12 protein-coding genes are annotated in these 19,383 nt (G+C 42.6%); 2 read left to right on the top strand and 10 right to left on the bottom strand.

All coding sequences use genetic code 11. The annotated features are described in order from the left end of the window. The first annotated feature begins 87 nt into the window (after positions 1 to 87). Together lacZ and DMZ48_RS14745 are read left to right on the top strand one after the other, a co-directional pair. Entirely contained in the window at positions 88 to 3,237 is a 3,150-nt protein-coding gene (gene lacZ, locus DMZ48_RS14750; RefSeq protein WP_242009222.1) for a beta-galactosidase, LacZ type, read from the top strand. Positions 3,238 to 3,746: 509 nt separating this feature from the next. After that, positions 3,747 to 5,693, top strand: coding sequence for a sialate O-acetylesterase (locus tag DMZ48_RS14745; protein WP_143955926.1), 1,947 nt, complete (start codon positions 3,747 to 3,749; stop codon positions 5,691 to 5,693). A gap of 68 nt (positions 5,694 to 5,761) precedes the next feature. Here the strand turns inward: DMZ48_RS14745 and fucP are convergent, their stop codons facing one another. From fucP to DMZ48_RS14695, 10 genes are all read right to left on the bottom strand, one after another. Continuing rightward, the gene (gene fucP / locus DMZ48_RS14740) at positions 5,762 to 7,042 is read right to left on the bottom strand and encodes an L-fucose:H+ symporter permease (RefSeq protein ID WP_143955925.1); all 1,281 of its coding nucleotides are present in this window, start codon (positions 7,040 to 7,042) and stop codon (positions 5,762 to 5,764) included. Positions 7,043 to 7,070: 28 nt separating this feature from the next. Then, entirely contained in the window at positions 7,071 to 7,853 is a 783-nt protein-coding gene (locus tag DMZ48_RS14735) for an L-fucose dehydrogenase (RefSeq protein WP_143955924.1), read from the bottom strand. A gap of 5 nt (positions 7,854 to 7,858) precedes the next feature. Beyond that, the gene (locus tag DMZ48_RS14730) at positions 7,859 to 10,216 is read right to left on the bottom strand and encodes a glycoside hydrolase family 95 protein (RefSeq protein WP_143955923.1); all 2,358 of its coding nucleotides are present in this window, start codon (positions 10,214 to 10,216) and stop codon (positions 7,859 to 7,861) included. A gap of 71 nt (positions 10,217 to 10,287) precedes the next feature. Next, a complete protein-coding gene (locus tag DMZ48_RS14725; RefSeq protein ID WP_143955922.1) occupies positions 10,288 to 11,115 on the bottom strand; it encodes an amidohydrolase family protein in 828 nt (275 codons plus the stop codon). Beyond that, on the bottom strand, positions 11,112 to 11,969 hold the full coding sequence (locus DMZ48_RS14720) for a fumarylacetoacetate hydrolase family protein (RefSeq protein WP_143955921.1): 858 nt from the start codon (positions 11,967 to 11,969) through the stop codon (positions 11,112 to 11,114). Before DMZ48_RS14720 ends, DMZ48_RS14725 begins: the two co-directional genes overlap by 4 nt. A 12-nt stretch (positions 11,970 to 11,981) precedes the next feature. Next, on the bottom strand, positions 11,982 to 12,767 hold the full coding sequence (locus DMZ48_RS14715; protein ID WP_143955920.1) for an SDR family NAD(P)-dependent oxidoreductase: 786 nt from the start codon (positions 12,765 to 12,767) through the stop codon (positions 11,982 to 11,984). Beyond that, the gene (locus DMZ48_RS14710; RefSeq protein WP_143955919.1) at positions 12,767 to 14,107 is read right to left on the bottom strand and encodes an L-fuconate dehydratase; all 1,341 of its coding nucleotides are present in this window, start codon (positions 14,105 to 14,107) and stop codon (positions 12,767 to 12,769) included. Before DMZ48_RS14710 ends, DMZ48_RS14715 begins: the two co-directional genes overlap by 1 nt. A gap of 3 nt (positions 14,108 to 14,110) precedes the next feature. Further along, positions 14,111 to 14,989 (bottom strand): AraC family transcriptional regulator, encoded by an 879-nt coding sequence (locus DMZ48_RS14705; protein WP_143955918.1) that lies wholly within the window; start codon positions 14,987 to 14,989, stop codon positions 14,111 to 14,113. Between the two features lie 6 nt (positions 14,990 to 14,995). Next, positions 14,996 to 17,224 carry a beta-glucosidase family protein gene (locus DMZ48_RS14700; protein WP_143955917.1) on the bottom strand — a complete coding sequence of 743 codons (2,229 nt, stop codon included), beginning with the start codon at positions 17,222 to 17,224 and terminating at the stop codon, positions 14,996 to 14,998. 5 nt (positions 17,225 to 17,229) lie between these two features. Continuing rightward, complete coding sequence (locus tag DMZ48_RS14695) at positions 17,230 to 19,380, bottom strand: glycoside hydrolase family 3 C-terminal domain-containing protein (protein WP_143955916.1); 2,151 nt, start codon at positions 19,378 to 19,380, stop codon at positions 17,230 to 17,232. Positions 19,381 to 19,383 lie beyond the last annotated feature (3 nt).

Raw genomic sequence — 19,383 nt, 5'->3', positions numbered from 1 at the left:
ATTTCAATTTATTAGTGTTCTGAATACACTTATAAATTCTTACCTTGCATTTTCTGTTTTAGAAAATTTTAAACTAATCCTACATAGATGTTTTTAACCCGCCACAAGCGAAAATTACCACTTTGCTTATTAATGTTGACCGGTACGTTTGCCGGTATTGCTCAAGATCAGCAATCTCCCGAATATGAAGATCTTAAGGTGTTCTCTGTGAATACAACGAAACCACATGCAACTTTTATTCCGTATTCTAATGCTCAAAATGCTCTTAAAGTGCTCGCTTCTGAGAGGTATCTGCTATTGAATGGAGAATGGGATTTTAAATTATCAAAAAATATGGAGGAGGCTCCGGAAGGGTTTTTCGATAAAACATTTGATCGTTCCGACTGGCAAAAAATACCGGTTCCTGCAGACTGGCAATTTCATACCGATGATTTTCCATTGTATGTCAATGCAGGATATCCTTTTGATATAAATCCCCCTTACGTCCCACATGATTATAACCCAACAGGTAATTATTATCGAACCTTTCAATTGCCGGAAGGCTGGGATGGGGAACAGCTATTTCTTCATTTCGCAGGAGTTAATTCTGCCATGTATCTATGGGTAAACGGACAACAGGTCGGTTATAGTGAGGGAAGTAAAACCCCGATGGAGTTCGATGTTACACCTTATATCACAAAAGGAGAGAACAGCATTGCTGCAAGAGTGATTCGCTGGTCTGATGGTTCGTATCTTGAAGATCAGGATTTCTGGCGTTTAAGCGGAATTGAACGAGATGTCTACCTGTACGCGACTCCAAAGATGAGCCTTAGGGATATCATCGTAGATGCTACCTTAGATCCTACCTATACCAATGGAAAGTTCGACGCTGCTTTTACATTGAAGAACTTTGGAAATCGTTCTTCAAAAGGTACAGTTGAAGTATCCCTGCTTAAAGGGAATACGGAAGTTTTCAAAAAAGCTGAAGCGTTTAAGGCGGCTACAGAGGATGAGGCAGTGGTTTCGATCGCTGCTGTGATTGAAAATGTAGACGCGTGGACAGCCGAAACACCGTACCTGTATACGATGCTTATCAAAATTCTTGATGACAAGGGGCAGGTAACACATGCAACTTCCAGAAAGATCGGATTCCGCAGTGTTGCGTTAAAAGATGGTCAGTTACTGGTTAACGGGAAACCTATTATTTTAAAAGGTGTAAATCGACATGAACATGACGAAAGTAAAGGACATGTTGTCAGTAAGGAGCTGATGCTGCAGGATATTCGTTTGATGAAAGAGAACAATATCAATGCGGTACGTACTTGTCACTACCCGAATGATCCGTATTGGTATGAACTCTGTGATGAATATGGTATCTATGTTATCGATGAAGCAAATATAGAAACTCATGGATTTGGGTATGATATCGATAAGACACCGGCAAATAAACCTGAATTCGAACCGATGCACCTCGATCGGGTGGCGCGTATGGTTTCCCGTGATCGAAATCATCCTTCCGTAATTATCTGGTCATTAGGAAATGAAGCAGGAGATGGTCCTACTTTTGTAAAGGCTTATAACTGGGTAAAGGAAACGGATCCGACCCGGTTAGTGCAATACGAAAGAGCAGAACGTGAAACCAATACGACAGAAAAGCATACGGATATCATAGCCTGGATGTATGCAGGAAGAGAATCGGTTACGAATTACCTGAAAGGGGATCCGGAAAGACCTTTTATATGGTGTGAATATTCCCATGCGATGGGAAATAGCAACGGAAATCTTTCTGACTGGTGGGAGATGGTTTATAAGGAACCCAAGTTTCAAGGTGGCTTCATCTGGGATTATATAGATCAGGGATTGGTGAAATATACGGAGGATGGAGAGAAATACTGGGCCTATGGAGGTGATTTCGCTCCGTCAGAATATAGAAACGATGGTAACTTCTGCCTTAACGGAATTTTGAATCCGGACAGAACACCCCATCCGGCTATGGAAGAGGTTAAGTTTGCTTATCAGAACGCGAAATTTGAATGGGAAGATCAAGATCGATTCAAAGTAAGACTTCAGAACCGTTTCTTCTTTACAAAACTGGATGATTATATATTTAAATATACGGTATTAAAGGATGGTGCTGTCGTTGCAAGTGGTGAATTCACTGCTGAAGTAAATCCTCAGGCTTCTGAGGTTATTCAGCTACCTGTCGATCAGAGTATTGTGAGCTTACCTGGTGAGTATTTTGTGACGATCGAAGGATTTACAACAAAGACTACCCCTCTGGTAAATAAAGGTCATCAGCAATTCTTTGATCAACTTCCAATAGCATCATCAGGATTGAACCTCGTAGGGTTGAATACACAGGTAGATGGCAAAAAGATTAAGTATAAAAAGTCAGAGACTGAGTTGCGTGTATACGGGGAGGAGTTTGAAGTGATGTTTGACTTACAAAAAGGTACAATACTTAGCTGGACAGATCATGGAAATGAATTGATGACTTCAGGACCGGAAACCAATTTCTGGAGAGCGCCAACGGATAATGATTATGGGAATAATCAGCAAAAGAGAACGGAAAGCTGGAAAGAAGCAAGTACAAAGGCTTTGATTAAGGATGTGACGATAGATAAGGAGGGTAAATCGATCAGGGTAACAATCGAAAAGGAATTAACCGCTCAGCAGGCAATGTTAAAAGAGATCTATACCATCAATCGGGCCGGTGAAATTTCTGTTCGAAATGAATTCAAAGTAGCGGCAAATTCAGAGAAGGAAGAACTGCCGAGATTCGGTATGGATATGATCTTACCCGTAGCTATGGATAATGTACAATGGTATGGAAGAGGTCCACATGAAAATTATATAGACAGAAAGGCATCTTCATTCATGGGAACCTATGATATGAAAGTTAAGGACCTCTATTTTGCCTATATCAGGCCTCAGGAAAATGGTAACAGAACAGGTGTTCGCTGGTTGAAGTTCGAAGATGCTAATGGTAAAGGAATCCTGTTCCAGGGGTTGCCTGCTTTCTCTTTCAGTGCGCATCATAACCTTACCGAAGATTTTGATGAAGGTCGGGAAAAACATAATCGTCATACTACCGATGTCAAGCCGAGAGCGCTGATCAGTGTGCATATCGATCATGAACAGATGGGACTTGGTGGTGATAACAGTTGGGGAGCAAAAGCCTGGGAAGAATACCGGTTATATGCTGAGGATATGTCGTATGAGTTTATTATGAAACCGATAATTCCAGGAAATAAGTGATCGGAGACAATACATATATCTCAAAATGAGAAATCGAAGTAACGTTTGCAATTGTAGTTGATCAGTGGCAATTATAGTATGATATTTCGCTAAATATTTACTAGTAAAGCCAGGGTTGAAGTTGTAATTTTAACCGAATAGTTAGATAGAATAATTATTGTTAGTTAGCTACTTGGAAAATTGTTCTTTAAACAAAAGGGAAGCAAAATGCTTCCCTTTTTGCAAATAGGAAGGATTCTATTTTTATTTTCAGACTATAGGATAAAGTTTTTATTTTTATAGGAAATCTATGCTGGGTGCCAGCAGAAATAATAGCACCTAAGTTTAGGAAGGATAAAATTCTCTGGTGCTGAAAATTATTCGCCAATTTAATTTCGGAGGAATAACCCTAAGGAAATTCATGTTTTTTCACAGGTATTGAACAGTGATCCATTTTCTGTTCCAGGTTATTCTGTTGAAATTTTAGAACTTGATAAATACAAAGACATTAATCCATAATAAACACTACTTTGAAATACTACAATAAAATTCGACTTCTGGGAATTCTTGCATGGCTCTTGCCATTATTTGGATTCTCGCAATTACGTACTTCTAAACTATTTACAGATCATATGGTGATCCAACGGGAAAAACCAGTAAATGTATGGGGATGGAATAGCCCCGGTGCTGAAGTATCGGTAACTTTCAACAACGTCACTGAAACCGTCATCACCGATAAGGAAGGAGGCTGGATGGTTACTTTTCCCGAGATGACAGCGGGCGGGCCTTTCGAAATGGCCATTTCTTCCGGAACTGAAGAAATTGCATTGGAAGATATAATGGTGGGAGATGTTTGGCTTTGTTCAGGTCAATCTAATATGGAATGGCTGGTGGTGAACGCCAATAATGCAGAAGAAGAGATCAGCAATGCGGAAAATCCTCTAATACGTCACTTTAAGGTACCGCTTACCTATTCAACTGCGGAGGAAAGTGAATTGGCAGGAGGTGAATGGCAGGTAAGTAATCCGGAGAATACAGGTATGTTTACGGCTGTTGGTTATTATTTTGCCAGGAATTTACTACCCTATAACGGTAATGTGGCGATCGGACTCCTAAACAGTAGTTGGGGAGGCAGCAGGATCGAACCCTGGATGAGTATGGAGACACTGGACATCGAAAATCTTAAAGCTTACCTGAAAGAACAGGAAGTTAAAAGTGCCAGACAATTTGAGACCAGTATCAACGAGTACCGTAAAAAGTTCAGGGAACTGGACATTTCCGACAAGGATATGGGAATGAAAGGGATTAAGCCACTTTGGAACACTGTTGATCTCGACGAAAGCAGTTGGGCTGATATCCAGGCTCCCGGGTTATGGGAGTCGCAGGGTTTTAATGCTCTTGACGGTTTTGCCTGGTACAGGAAGACCATTGAGCTTACTCCCGAGGAGGCTCAGCAGGTTGCAGAACTTGGCGCTGGAAAAGTGGATGATACCGATTATACCTGGGTCAATGGGGTATTGGTAGGTTCAACCGAACAATCCTATGAGTCAGATCGTGTATATCCGGTTAAATCCGGTATTCTAAAAGCTGGAAAGAATGTGATCACTATCCGTGTGGAAGATACGGGTGGAGGTGGAGGAATTCATGGAGGAGCTGAAGGTCTCTATCTTAAAACAGCTTCGGGTACTCATAGTCTTGCAGGTACCTGGAAATTCAGGATTGGTAAGATCACTCCTCCGCAACCCGCATATAATCAAATAGCAACACTTCTTTATAATAAAATGATTCATCCTATTTTGAATTTTCCTTTAGCTGGAGTGATATGGTATCAGGGGGAATCAAATGCAGATAACGAAGCCGATGCAGTGGCTTATAAAGAACTTTTTCCAGATATGATCCAACAATGGCGTAAGGACTGGAATCAGGATGATCTACCATTTCTATGGGTTCAGCTTGCTAATTTCATGACGCCGAAAACGGGTCCTGAAGAAAGTAACTGGGCATTGTTAAGAGAGGCGCAATCGCAAACACTGAAACTTCCTTACACGGGCGAAGCGGTGATCATCGATCTAGGAGAGGCTGATGATATACATCCTAAGAACAAACAGGATGTCGGGTACAGACTTTCTCTTCCGGCCAGAAAGATCTATCTCGGAGAGGATATAGAATATTCAGGTCCGGTTTTAAAATCGGTTGTACAAGATAATGACCAGGTGATCCTGACATTCGATCATACCGGAAAAGGACTAAAAGCTAAAGGAGCTACGGATGAAATCTTCAGTTTTGATCTTGCGGGTGCAGACGGGGTATTCTATCCGGCCACAGCCAAATTAAAAGGTGATAAAGTCATTGTCAGTACTCCGGAAGTAACTTCACCGGTTCATGTTAGATATGCTTGGGCGAATAATCCATCGAAGGCTAATCTGTATAATAGTCTGGATCTTCCGGCTTCTCCTTTCAGCACTAAAATAAACTAATTTCATTTGTGATAATAACGACACTGGTAACATTAGTACCACTAGTGTCGTTATTTTTTTTCGAGCATTTATTGATTATTGCGAACAGCGTACATGGTAATCACTATGAAACTGATCATCGGGAGGATAAACGAAAAATTAACTTCCGGAACCCCGAGTATGCGGTGATCATCAAAACCGCTACCTCCTATATCCAGTATGATACCCTGAAACATAGGCATGATAGCTCCGCCCACGATTGCCATTACCAGAAAGGCGGAAGCGAATTTGGCATCTTCTCCGAGCCCCTCCAGAGCAATACCGTAGATCGTAGGGAACATCAGTGACATACAGAAAGAAATTCCAACCAGGCAATACAGCCCGTAAATACCGTAAATAAATATGGTACCTATACAGAGGAGTATGGCAGTTATGGAAAGTAACGCCAGTAAAGTTGCCGATTTAACATATTTTAAAAACCAGGTGCATATAAACCGCCCACCGAGAAAGAGTCCGAAGGCGACATAGGCATAATTAATGGCATTTTCATTGGGGATGCCGATCTGTTCTGCATAGTGATAGATATAAGTCCAGCACATGATCTGGGCTCCTACATAAAACAATTGTGCGATCACTCCCTCTCGAAATCGCTTTATCCTGAAGATCCTCTTGATGGAACTCATGATATCGATATGTTCGTGTTCATGTTTTACTTCAGGCATCTTACTACTTTTAATAAGCGCGATCATGATGATCAATACCAGTCCGAGTATCACATATGGATTCCTGATCACTTCGAGGTCAGATGTTCTGATCTGCTCTCTGATCCCGGGGTCAAGGGCTTTAAAATCGGTGATATCATCCGATTGCAAACGACTTAAAACAAAGTTCTGAGCAACAAAGAGTCCGGTAATAAGCCCCACTGGGTTGAAGGATTGTGCCAGATTCAGACGGCGTGTTGCGGTTTCAGGATCGCCCATCGCCAGAATATAGGGATTCGCCGAAGTTTCAAGGAAAGCCAATCCAAAAGTTAGAATGTATAATGCTGCCAGGAAAAAGGGATAGCTTTCTATGGCTGCAGCGGGGTAAAAGAGTATTGCCCCGGAGGCATATAAAACCAATCCGACCAGAATACCCGCCTTATAGGAATACTTTCTCATAAGGTATGCGGCTGGAAGCGCCATGGTGAAATAACCACCGTAGAAGGCCAATTGTACAAGTGAAGCTTGGAAATTGTTTAATTCCAGTACCTTTTTGAAGGCTGAAACCATAGGATCGGTGACAGCATTTGCAAACCCCCATAAAGCGAAAAGTATTGTGACAATACAAAAGGGCAGTAGTATTTGTTTAGAAAGTATTTTAGTTGGCATAGTGTTCGTTTGTAGTTTGGTGTTTTGATCAGGTAATGGAGCGATCGAGATGCGTATATCCACCATCGACATAGATCTGTTGTCCGGTTATATGTGAAGCGCGATCAGAGATAAGAAACAGAACGGAATCAGCAATTTCTTCTTTGGTGGTCATTCTTTTTTCTAAAGGAATACGAGCGATGATCTGATTCAATTTTTCTTCCGGATCTGCAAATGTTTTTAACCAGGACTGATAAAGTGGTGTCATAACCTCAGCGGGAATTACCGCATTTACCCTGATTCCGAAGGGTAGTAGTTCTACGGCCCATTCGCGTGTTAACGCCAATTGAGCTCCCTTGGCGGCAGCGTATCCGGAAGTATTTCCCTGACCAGTAACTGCAGTCTTTGAGCTAATATTTACGATGTTTCCTTTGGTTTTCTTTAAATGAGGAAGACAATAATGCGCCATATCATAATAATGACCCAGATTTGTTTCCAGCGAATTTCTAAATGCTTCAGGTCCTCCGGATTCCAAGCCGATACCGTCATTCTTCCCGGCATTATTAATCAGGATGTCGATCTTGCCAAAAGTTTTGATTACCCGGTTTACTATGGTTTTACAAGTAGTTGAATCACTAAGGTCGCCCTGGATGAACAGGGCTCTCTTCGATTCGGATCTGAATACATTTTCAAGTTCATTGCCACTTTCAGCCCCACGTCCTATAAACACAGGAATTCCACCTTCCGCAACGACACCTCGGGTAATTGCTTCGCCAATCCCTTTGGTTCCTCCCGTTATAATAACAACCTTATCTGTTAAATTAAGATCCATTTTAGTTAGTTTGTTTCCAGTTGTCCATTGAAAGTTAATGGTTTATTCTTTTCAAGTTCGATCTTTTTCACAGTATTTCCATATTTGATACTGATCGATTGATGCGATTCGCTAAGCAGTATCAAACTTGTTAATTTGTTATCTGCCCAGGCGATGTCAACGGTGATATTTCCTCGTGCTTTAAGACCTGAAATGCTTCCCTGCGGAAGATTTTCGGGTAAAGCGGGTAAGATGCGAAGAAATCCGTCATGTGATTGTAGTAGCATTTCAGCGATTCCTGCTGTGAATCCGAAATTTCCATCGATCTGAAAAGGGGGATGAATATCCAGCATATTACTAAAGATAGAGCGTTGCAGAAAAAGTTGTATGTTTTCAGCAACCGCGGGTTTATCCTGTAATCTTGCAAAGAAATTTATGATCCATGCACGACTCCATCCAGGGCCTGCACCGCCGTTGTCCAGCCGGAAATGAATGGTTTTTTCAGCTGCATTAAAAAGGTCTTTTTGATCGATGCTGATATCATCTCCCGGGTATAATCCGTAAAGGTGGGAGATATGACGATGTCCTTTTTCCGGCTCAGGATATTCCTGGTCCCATTCCAGGATTCTGCCATCACTACCTATTCGAATACCTGGACGTAGTCGTTTGCGTTTTTCACGAACTTCATTTGTCAGATCATTTTCAATATTCAAAATATCGGTAGTAGCCAGATAATTATCGAAAATCTCGGCTATGATCTGATGTCCCATTGCAGTTCCATTTGCCACTGCCACCGGGTTACCCCGAGCGGTAAGATATTCGTTTTCCGGAGATGTATCTGGGGTGGCATAATATTCATGAGTTAAAGGATCTTCGACGAGCCAGTCACAATAAAACGCTGCATAGGCACTAAAGGCCGGTAGGGCACGATCCTTTAGGAATGTAGTGTCTTTGGTAAAACGAAAATGTTCCCAGTAATGCTGCGCAAGCCATGGTCCGCCATGAATCCAGGATCCCCATTGTGAACGTGCTGCCTGCATCCAGGGTGCAACCCAAAGATCTGTTGTATGGTGGGCAATCGCACCGTTCATGTTGTACTGTTCTTTCGCCAGAACTTTGCCACGCTCTATAAGTCGATCGGAAAGATCGAAAAGCGGCATGTGAAGTTCACTAAGGTTGGTCACCTCGGCAGGCCAGTAATTCATCTGAAGGTTGATATTCAAATGGTAATCGGCATTCCAGGGAGCTTCGATATGTTCATTCCAAATTCCTTGCAAGTTTGCGGGATTGGTACCGGGTCTGGAGCTGGAGATCAGCAGATATCTCCCGTATTGAAATAATTTTGCGATAAAGTCGGGATCAAGTTTACCATTTTTTATTTGAGCAAGCCGTTGGTCTGTTGGTATGGAATCTAAATCCTGTCCACCGAGATCCAGATTCACGCGATTATACAAACTGCTGTAATCCTTTAAATGATTGCGATAAAGTTTTTCCAAAGAAAGTTTGTCAAGTTTAGCGATCTGCCCTTCGGTTCTCGATTTGAAATCCGGTGTATAAAAGGAGGTATTGCAGACCAGTACCAATGAAAGTTTTTTTACTCCGGACAGGATAAGATTATTGCCTTTTACCTCATATTTTCCATCGAGGCCATTGATCTTAAGTACCGTTTGAAAGGCTACTCCGTGATCCAGTGGGGCAGGAGTGGAGTTGAGTTGTCCTCCAAATTGGGTAACCATACCATCCATGATAATACTTCCGTTTTCATCCGCATGTACTTTCACGGTTGGATGACCTTTATCATCAGGACGACTAAGCTGTAATTCTATGGAGATGCCTTCAGGATTTTCTGAAGCTATGGAAATGACTAATGCATCATCGGGAGCACTTGCGAAAACATGCTGACTCGTTTGGAAACCATCGAGTTTATATTCAGAAATGACGAGTGCCCTGTCAAGATTAAGAGATCTCCGGTAATCGGTAACTTCTCCTTCGGGATATTGTATCCAAAGATCTCCCATGGTCTGATGGGAGCGAGTTACCCATTTATTGGAGAATTTTTCTACGATAAGACTGTCGGCCAGTTCGAGGTCGCCCGCATTCATAAGATTTCTCAATAATGTGAGATCCTCCGGGGTTCCTTTTGAATTACCCCATTCTGGGCCTCCGGGCCACATGGAATCTTCATTCAACTGAATTCGCTCCAGCCCTGGAATTCCAAAGACCATGGCACCCAAACGGCCATTACCTACCGGAAGGGCATCATTCCATTCAGAAGCCGGAGCGGTATACCAAATGCGGTCTTCATAGGTGTCTGCAATTTCCTTATTGCAGGAGGTGATCAAAAAGATGATCAGTATTGCTATGCTTTTAAGTTTTAATTTCATAGAAATAATTCAATGTTTTAAATCGGTCAGGTCGAATGTCGAACTACATTTCAAGGTTTTTTTATGATTTCTCATACTGAAAGATCATAGAATTCAATAGCATTCTGCCCGAAGATCTGTGCTCGTTCAAATTGAGAGAAGTCAGTGTAGTAGTTATCGATTAATTCGAAAACGTGATTATAATCTGTTTTTAAAAGACATACCGGCCAATCGGAGCCAAACATAAGCCGGGAACATCCAAAGGCTTCTGTCACGACATCGAGATAAGGGGAGAATACGGTTTCTCTGAGATCATCTCCAGCTTCCGTAACCATTCCCGAGATTTTACAGTAAACATTATCAAAACCAGCGATTTCCTTGATTGCCTGTTTCCAATCAGTGATCTGAATATTTTTAATATCGGGTTTTGCGATATGGTCTATGACGAATTTTAGCTCGGGGAAGGCTCTTACCAGCGAGAGTGTTTCTGTTAATTGTTGAGGATAGATCAAAATATCATACGTGAGTTGGAGATCCTGAAGTTTAGAGATTCCGTTCCTGAAATTTTTATCCTCCATGAATCCGACAGGTTCTGCCTGTACTATATGGCGTACGCCACAAAAAAATGAATTCATCTTGTAATATTCCAGACGTTCTTCCACCTTGGAGCCTCGCAGATCAACCCATCCAACAACTCCTTTGATCACATCGTATCGTTCTGCCTGAGTCAGCAGGAAACGCGTTTCTTCTTCCGATTGATCTGCCTGTATGGCTACACAACCGGAGATACCCTTTGCACGCAAAAGTTTCCGGGCAGCTTCCGGAGAGAAGTCCTGACGTAATACCGACATAGAATCATCGATCCAGGAATCCCGGATAGGATCATAGTTCCAGAAATGCTGATGGGCGTCAATGATCATTCTCCGTAGGCTCTTACTTTTTGACGGGATTCTCCCAGTCCTTCAATACCGAGTTCAACCACGTCACCTGAAACCAGATAACGTTGAGGTTTAAGTCCCATTCCCACTCCAAAAGGTGTTCCTGTAGAGATGATATCTCCCGGTAGGAGGGTCATGAACTGACTGATGTAGCTAACAACTTCCTGTACATTAAAGACAAAATCTGAGGTGTTGCTTTTTTGTTTAATCTCCCCGTTCAATTTTAGCCATAGTTCCAGATTGTTCGGGTTGGGAATTTCCTCGCTGGTTGCCATAAAAGGCCCTATCGGTGCAAACGTATCACAACTTTTACCTTTAACCCATTGTCCTTCCCGTTCCAATTGAAAGGCACGTTCACTATAATCATTATGCAATACATAGCCCGCTATATGATCTAATGCCTCTTCTTCATTTATATAGCTGGCTTTTTTTCCGATAACGATCGCCAATTCCACCTCCCAGTCAGTTTTGGTACTTCCTTTAGGAATGATCAGGTCATCATCGGGGCCGACAATAGCAGAGGTGGCTTTAAAGAAAAGCACGGGTTCTTTTGGTATGGCCATTCCGCTTTCTTCAGCATGTTTGGCATAGTTAAGACCTACACAGATTAATTTGGATGGTCTTTTCACCGGACATCCCAGTCGGGTGTTTTCAGGTATTTCAGGACAGGATGTAAGGTTTTCGGTCAACCAATTTTTCAATTTTTTAATTCCGTCAGCAGCAAAGAACTGTTCATCGTAATCTGAAGTGAATGTACTGACATCTATTCTTTTACCGTTTTCCAGCTGTAAACCGGGTTTTTCGTTTTCGGGATTTCCGAATCGTATGAGTTTCATTTATTGTATTTTTTAACCGTTTAATTTAATAAATCCGCCATCGATGGGAAATTCCGTTCCAGTGATGAAGGAGGCTTCATCTGAAGCCAGAAAGAGTGCCAGATCGGCAACTTCCTGAGGCATACCCATGCGTCCGATCGGCTGTGTAGCTGCAAGCTTTTTGAACATTTCTTTTTCCTTACCCGGATAGTTAGCTTTTATAAATCCGTCTACGAAAGGCGTATGGATCCTGGCCGGGGATATGGCATTACACCGAATACCATCACCGATATAATCCTTGGCGATGGAATAGGTCATCGCCAGAACGGCACCTTTGGTCATGGAGTAGGCAAAACGGTCTGCTACAGCAACCGTTGATGCTATGGAGGCCATGTTGATCACCACGCCGTAATTCCGTGATCTCATATAAGGGATTACCGCATAGAGACAATTATACACGCCCTTGATATTTACATTATAAAGTTTATCCAAATCTTCTGGAGTGGTGTTTTCCACATTTCCTACATGCGCGATCCCGGCATTATTAACGAGGATATCGATACGGTAATCGTTTGCAATATCTGCGATCACTTCGTTCACCTGTTCACTGTCGGATACATCACACAGTTCAAGCTGAATGTTCAGTCCTTCAGAATCGGCCTGAGCCATGATCTTCTTGCCTGCTTCACGATTTCGTTCCAAAATGATCACGCGTGCACCCTGTCTGGCGAAATTCAATGATATCGCCTCTCCGATGCCACTGGCGCCGCCAGTTACGATCGCAGTTTTATTTTCAAGACTAAATTTAGGCTTCCCCATTATACGGACATTTTTTTAGTGTTTTCATCCATTTCGTTCTTCCAGTAAGCTCCATCCGGAAAACTATACTCATTTAAGGATTCCGGTTTCATGGTTATGCTGTATCCGGGTAATTTCGGGGGCATGTAAGCACCATTTCGTATCACGACCGGTTCGATAAAATGTTCGTGCAGATGATCTACATATTCGATTACCCTGCCTTCTTTTGAACCGCTGATAGCTACAAAATCAATCATCGATAGGTGTTGAACATATTCACAAAGTCCGACACCCCCGGCATGAGGACAAACCGGGATGTTGAATTTACGGGCCATCAGTAAGATTGCGAGTACCTCATTGACACCGCCAACACGACAACTATCGATCTGGCAGATGCCGAGACCATTGCTCTGGAACAGTTGCTTAAAGATAATACGGTTTTGGCAATGTTCACCGGTGGCCACTACTACTGGAGTAATTTCCTTTGCGATCCGGGCATGCCCCAGGATATCATCCGGGCTGGTAGGTTCTTCGATCCACCAGGGTTGGAACTGCGAAAGAACTTTCATATTTTCGATCGCTTCTTCAACATCCCATTTTTGATTGGCATCCATCATGAGTTTCAGATCCATTCCGATCTCTTCGCGTATTATTGCGGCACGCCTAACATCATCCCCGAGGTCTGAGCCAACTTTCATTTTTATATGTTTCCAACCGTCTTGTACGGCTTCTTTACATAATTTTCTGATCTTATCATCAGTATATCCCAACCATCCTGCTGAGGTGGTATAACCGGCATACCCTTCGTTTTCCAGAATAGTGATCCTTTCGTTTTTCCCGGCTTCCATCGCTTTGAGCATCGTTAAGGCTTCCTCCGGAGAGACCGCATCGTTGATATATTTGAAATCGATGCAACTCAGAAATTCTTCAGGGCTCATATCTGAGATCAGACGCCATAAGGGTTTACCTTCTGCTTTAGCATAGAGATCCCACACGGCATTGACCAGGGCGCCGGTAGCCAAATGGATAATACCCTTGTCAGGTCCCAGCCAACGAAACTGACTATCACCTGTTATCATACGCCAGAAAGCTCCCATGTCCTGAGTGAAGCTTTCCAGTTCTTTTCCTTTAATGAGGTAGGAAAGTGATTCAATCGCTTTAACACAGAGTTCATTACCTCTACCGATGGTAAAGGTCAAACCATGTCCTTCAAGTTTAGCTGGGTGATTTGTTTTTAAGATGACGTAAGCTGCTGAATAGTCGGGATCAGGGTTCATGGCATCCGATCCGATGAGGTATTTACTGGTAGGGAATCTTACATCCTTAACCTCAATATCCGTTATTTTGATCTTGTGGTTCATAAGTTAACTGAGTTGTTTTACCTGCGTATAATCTTTGATATACTCCGTTGGGGAATGGCTGGTTATCGATTTAAATTGTCTGTTAAAGTTTGAAAGGTTGTTAAACCCTGATTCATAGCATATGTCTGTAATATTATAACGTTGTTCGAGTAAGAGCTTACAGGCATATCCTATTCGAATTTCATTCAGATACCTGGAAAAGGTCTTGCGACTCATTTTCTTGAAATATCTACTGAATGCGGAAGGGTTCATATGCGCGACTTCAGCCATTTCATTCAGTGATATTGGATTTTTAAAATTTTTGAACATATAAGAATAAACCCGGCTTAATACTTCATTCTCAGTCTTCATAAAAGAACTTAGAAAACCAGTACTGGATAGTTCGATGACATCGTCTTCCTGCGCGAGAAGGTTAAGAATCTCCAGTGTTTTGATCACCCGATTGAAATCATCCATATCATTCAAAAGCACGATTTCTGACCGTATTCGATCCAGATTCCCGTTAAAACGTAAACCTCTTCTGGCACGATCCAGCAATTGCCGTAGCGGTTTCATTTCGGGAGTATGGAAAAAATCTTCCCCAAGAAATTCTTCACGGAAATGGACAGCGATGGCTTCTGCTTTTAATTTCGAATCTTCCTTAAAATAGATCTTATCATTTAACCACATATGGGGTACATTTCTACCGAGGAGAATGATCTCTCCTTCCTGAAATTTTTCAATATTATCTCCCACAAACCTTGTTCCGGTACTTTTTAGAATATATACGAGTTCCAGTTGTTCATGATAATGCCAAACCTTTAAAAAATTTGAATAGCAATTATGATGTACCGTAACTGATTTATTAAGGAGATCACTCCGATCTAAAAAGTGTAATTTCATGGTAAATTATTTAATGCTTATGGTTTGTTCGCCGCGTATATCTCTGGATGAAGATCCGATTCTTAGGGTGTAGGTACCTGGTTCGACCACCCATGCTGATTTCGATTCATCATAATAAGCGAGGTCACTGGCTTTGAAGCTTAACGGTACATTCAGGGTCTCACCCGCCTTTATAGCAACTTTATTGAAAGCTTTTAGCTCCTGAAATGCTTTATCAACGTTTGATCCCGGTTGAGAAACATAGAGTTGAACGGTTTCTTTTCCGTCTATACTTCCACTGTTACTGATCTTTACATTAACATGGATAGTGGCATTTTTGTCATAAGTGTCCATATCCGTGTTTACCTGATTGTACTGAAAATCGGTATAGGAAAGTCCGTATCCGAAAGGATATAAAGGTTCGATTTTTTGGGTGTCAAACCATCGGTATCCAACGAGGATACCTTCTTTGTAAGTTACCGATTCATCACCTGGAAAACTATTAGTGGCATGAGCAGGTGAGTCTTTTAATTCTTTAGGCAGTGTCCATGGCAATTTGCCAGAAGGATTTATATTTCCAAGAATTACATCAGCCAGAGCATTTCCTCCTTCGGATCCATTGAACCAGGACCAGATCAATGCAGAGGTTGATTGTTCGACTTTACGAAGATCAAAAGGACCGCCAGCAATGATCACTACAATGGTTTTAGGATTCGCATTTTTTACGGCTGCGATCAATTTTTCCTGACCGAATGGTAATTGCAACGTCTCTCTGTCAGCAGCCTCTGATTCTACAGAGCGGTTAGAACCGGCAAAGATCACTGCAACATCTGATTTAGTGGCAGCCTCAACCGCTTCGGCGATCATCGCTTCATCAGCTTCGTAACTTAATTTTCTTCCATAGCTCATGTTGGTCTGGTTATCATCATAACTTTCTTTATAACCCTGTGCATAATTGATAGTAATATTTTCAGGAAGTCTGTTCTTTAATCCTTCCATCGCGGAAACTTCCGATTTTGTTTTAACACCTGCTCCGAATCCACCTGAAGCGAACTTTCGTTCAGCGTTATCTCCGATCACCGCAATACTTTGGAGGTTGTCGGTGCTGAGGGGTAACAGATTTTCGGTGTTTTTTAAAAGTACGATGGATTCTGAAGCGATCTTATAGGCATTTTCGATATGTTCCGGTGTATTCAGTCCACCTTTTTTACGCGAAAGGGTATCTCCCATACGCTTTAAGTTGAACATAACACGCATGATTCGTTTGACACTTCCGTCGATAGTTTTTTCATCGATCTTACCTGCTTTGAGTGAATCGAGTAGTGGATTCGCCAGATAGAAATCATCGAAAGCAAGGTTTGAACCCATTTCGATATCCAGGCCATTTTCAACAGATTTTACAGAGCTGTGAACCGCAGCCCAGTCGCTGATAACAATTCCTTTAAAACCCCATTCACCTTTAAGAATATCCTGTAACATATATTCATTTTCGCACAGGTAATGACCTCTGAGCTTGTTATAGGCTCCCATAACCGAATAGGCTCCGGCATCTATGGTAGCTTTGAAAGCGGGAAGATAAATTTCCCGTAACGTACGTTCATCCAGTAAAACATCAACTGTTCCGCGATTGGTCTCCTGATTATTCACCGCATAATGTTTGATACAAACACCTACATCCTGACTCTGAACTCCCGTGGTGTATGGAACAGCGATCATAGCATTCAGGAAAGGATCCTCAGAAAAATACTCAAAGGTTCTTCCACCAACAGGGGTTCTGATGATATTGATGGCAGGGGCAAGAAGAATATCTTTTCCTCTTGCTCGGGCTTCTGCACCGATACTCTTACCGAAAAGTGCTGCCATCTCCGGATTCCAGGTTGCCGATAAACCACCGCCGGCAGGGAAGAAAGTCGCAAAATCATTATCCAGTCCCAGCGGTGTCCAGGTATCTCTTTCCAATTCTTCCCGAACACCCAATGGTCCGTCGCCCATTTTTAATTCCGGAATATGGAGTCTTTCAACACCGGTTGTGGTGAACATGCTGTTTCCGTGTAACATTCCAATCTTTTCTTCCGGTGTCATTTGCGCGATGATCTTATCGATCTCAGCATCATATTTGGTTGAAAATTCGGTGGGTTGGATCTTTATCTCCTGAGAAACTACTTCAGCGATCGGTTGCTTTCCATCTTCCTTACAGGAATTCAGTATTGGAAGCAAGGCAGTGAGGCCTGTTATTAGTAATACATTTCTTTTCATGTTCGTTAGATTATAGTTATTTGAAGTGTTTGTAATAATTTATCGGAAGCCGGTCCGAGGGATAATAAAACCTTACCTTTTTCTACTTTAAATCGCTTACCATCCCAGAAGGCCAGTCTTTTTGCCGGTATTTTCAGTGTGACGGATCGGGAGCTCCCCTTTTCAATATGGGTTCGGTCGAAAGCGATCAATTGTTTTAACGGACGAACGACTGATGATTCGGGAAAAGATGCGTAGAGCTGGATAACTTCTTCACCATCGCGATCTCCTGTATTGGTGATTTTTACAGTTAGTTCGATGTCCTCATCAGCCTTGTATCGTGTCTTAATGAGTTCAGCTGTGGTGTATGCAAACGAGGTGTAACTCAGTCCATGTCCGAAAGCGAACAAGGGGTCACCTTTAAAGTACCTGTATGTCCTTCCGTGGGTGATGTCATAATCCATGAGGTCTGGCAGATCCGTGATCGATCTCACCCAGGTTTGAGTGAGTCTTCCGGCTGGGTTGTATGTGCCGAAAAGTACGGAGGCCAGCGCATTACCGGTTTCCTGTCCGTTGTTAGCCATATGAAGGATGGCTGGGATGTGATCAGCAGTCCAGTTTATCGAATAAGGAAAGCTGGAGATAAGTACCACAACGGTATTGGGATTGGCTTTTGATATCAGTTTTATGAGGTTTTCTTCAGGCAGGTCCAGTGATTGACGGTCTACCGATTCTTTACCTTCATCCGGTAACGGACAATCCGCCCATCCTGCATCGCAAGTCGGATGGTTTCCGGTGATAACAATAGCGACATCCGCATTCCTGGCGGCTGCAACCGCTTTGCCATCGGCATTGTACGGAACATAGGTGACTTTAATTTTTGCTCCGGCTTGATTTTTTATACCTTCCAAAGGAGATATCATATAGGGTGGAGTTCCACTATACCAGTCTTCTAAAACATTATCTGCTCTTTTACCGATGATGGCAATGGATTTAATTTTTTCCTTTTGCAGCGGGAGGAGCGAATTCTGAGGATCATTCTTCAGAAGAACGATCGATTTTTGAGAAGCCAGTAATGCGGTTTTTTTGTGCATCTCAGTTTCCCAGAGATCGGTTTCTCCCTGTTTACCGATCGTTGCATACGGATTATTATCAGCGGGATCAAGCATTCCCAGATGGATCATAACCCTGTAAACACCTTTCAATACGTCGTCAATATCTTTTTCGGTCAAATACCCGTTCGCAATAGCGCCGTAGATTCCTTCAGTGTGGTCATCAAGAAATTGATTGATACCTGCTTTAATCGTAGCCGCAGCTCCTAAATATTTGTCAGGGTAATAGTGATGATCGGAGATCAACAGTCGATAAGCTCCTCCATCGGTACAGATGATTCCGTTCTGTCCCCATTGCTCAACCGTGATCTCTTTAAGCATGGGGTGTACCATTGCCGGTATACCATTTACCTTATTATAAGCAGCCATATAAGCTCTCGAACCTCCTTCGAGGATGCCCATACGGAAAGGAGCCGCATAGTATTCGTGCCATAAGCGTTCATTGAAATCTGAAGAAGTATAGGTGCGACCATCTTCATTGCTATTGGCAAGAAAATGCTTCATAAGTGCAGCGGTTTGCCAGTAAAACGGATCGTCTCCCTGCAGGCCTTTGATGAAAGCAACCGTCAGAGAACCGGTGAGGAAAGGGTCTTCCCCGTAGCATTCCTCGGTACGGCCCCATCTCGGATCTCTTCCCAGATCAGCATTAGGTGCACGTACCACTAAGCCGCCTCTTCCATATTTTTGAAAAGCAAATCGTGTTTCAATACCTTCGATAGCAGCCACTTGTTGGAGGAGCTCCCGATCCCAGGTTTCTCCAAGACCATAAGCCTGAGGGAAGGTGGTGGTCGGAAGCGGATCTTTATTTTTCCCTCCCCATTGTGCAGGTCCACCAAGTGCAAGTCCATGAAGGCCTTCCACATGTTTTGTGCCGGTTACTCCTAATCTTGGAACTGAAGGATCGGTACTTAAGGCAGCCACCTTTTCATCGAGGGTCATCAGGGATAACAGGTTATTGATGCGCTCCTCTATTGCAATTGATGGATCCTGAAACGGAAATTTTCGTTCCTGAGCCACCGACGGAAAAGTGATCAATAGAATGAATATGTAAATATACCTGCACATTGA

Source organism: Robertkochia solimangrovi, assembly GCF_007279655.1.
In the GTDB taxonomy this organism is placed as follows: Bacteria; Bacteroidota; Bacteroidia; order Flavobacteriales; family Flavobacteriaceae; genus Robertkochia; species Robertkochia solimangrovi.
Note: the sequence above shows the minus strand (reverse complement) of the source record. Positions and strands in the feature narration are given on the sequence as shown.

What these genes read in the sequence shown, in the direction of transcription:
- lacZ (WP_242009222.1), top strand. Translation starts at nt 88, where the DNA reads ATGTTTTTAACCCGCCACAAGCGAAAATTACCACTTTGCTTATTAATG.
- fucP (WP_143955925.1), bottom strand. Translation starts at nt 7,042, where the DNA reads ATGCCAACTAAAATACTTTCTAAACAAATACTACTGCCCTTTTGTATT.
- DMZ48_RS14735 (WP_143955924.1), bottom strand. Translation starts at nt 7,853, where the DNA reads ATGGATCTTAATTTAACAGATAAGGTTGTTATTATAACGGGAGGAACC.
- DMZ48_RS14730 (WP_143955923.1), bottom strand. Translation starts at nt 10,216, where the DNA reads ATGAAATTAAAACTTAAAAGCATAGCAATACTGATCATCTTTTTGATC.
- DMZ48_RS14725 (WP_143955922.1), bottom strand. Translation starts at nt 11,115, where the DNA reads ATGATCATTGACGCCCATCAGCATTTCTGGAACTATGATCCTATCCGG.
- DMZ48_RS14720 (WP_143955921.1), bottom strand. Translation starts at nt 11,969, where the DNA reads ATGAAACTCATACGATTCGGAAATCCCGAAAACGAAAAACCCGGTTTA.
- DMZ48_RS14715 (WP_143955920.1), bottom strand. Translation starts at nt 12,767, where the DNA reads ATGGGGAAGCCTAAATTTAGTCTTGAAAATAAAACTGCGATCGTAACT.
- DMZ48_RS14710 (WP_143955919.1), bottom strand. Translation starts at nt 14,107, where the DNA reads ATGAACCACAAGATCAAAATAACGGATATTGAGGTTAAGGATGTAAGA.
- DMZ48_RS14705 (WP_143955918.1), bottom strand. Translation starts at nt 14,989, where the DNA reads ATGAAATTACACTTTTTAGATCGGAGTGATCTCCTTAATAAATCAGTT.
- DMZ48_RS14700 (WP_143955917.1), bottom strand. Translation starts at nt 17,224, where the DNA reads ATGAAAAGAAATGTATTACTAATAACAGGCCTCACTGCCTTGCTTCCA.
- DMZ48_RS14695 (WP_143955916.1), bottom strand. Translation starts at nt 19,380, where the DNA reads ATGTGCAGGTATATTTACATATTCATTCTATTGATCACTTTTCCGTCG.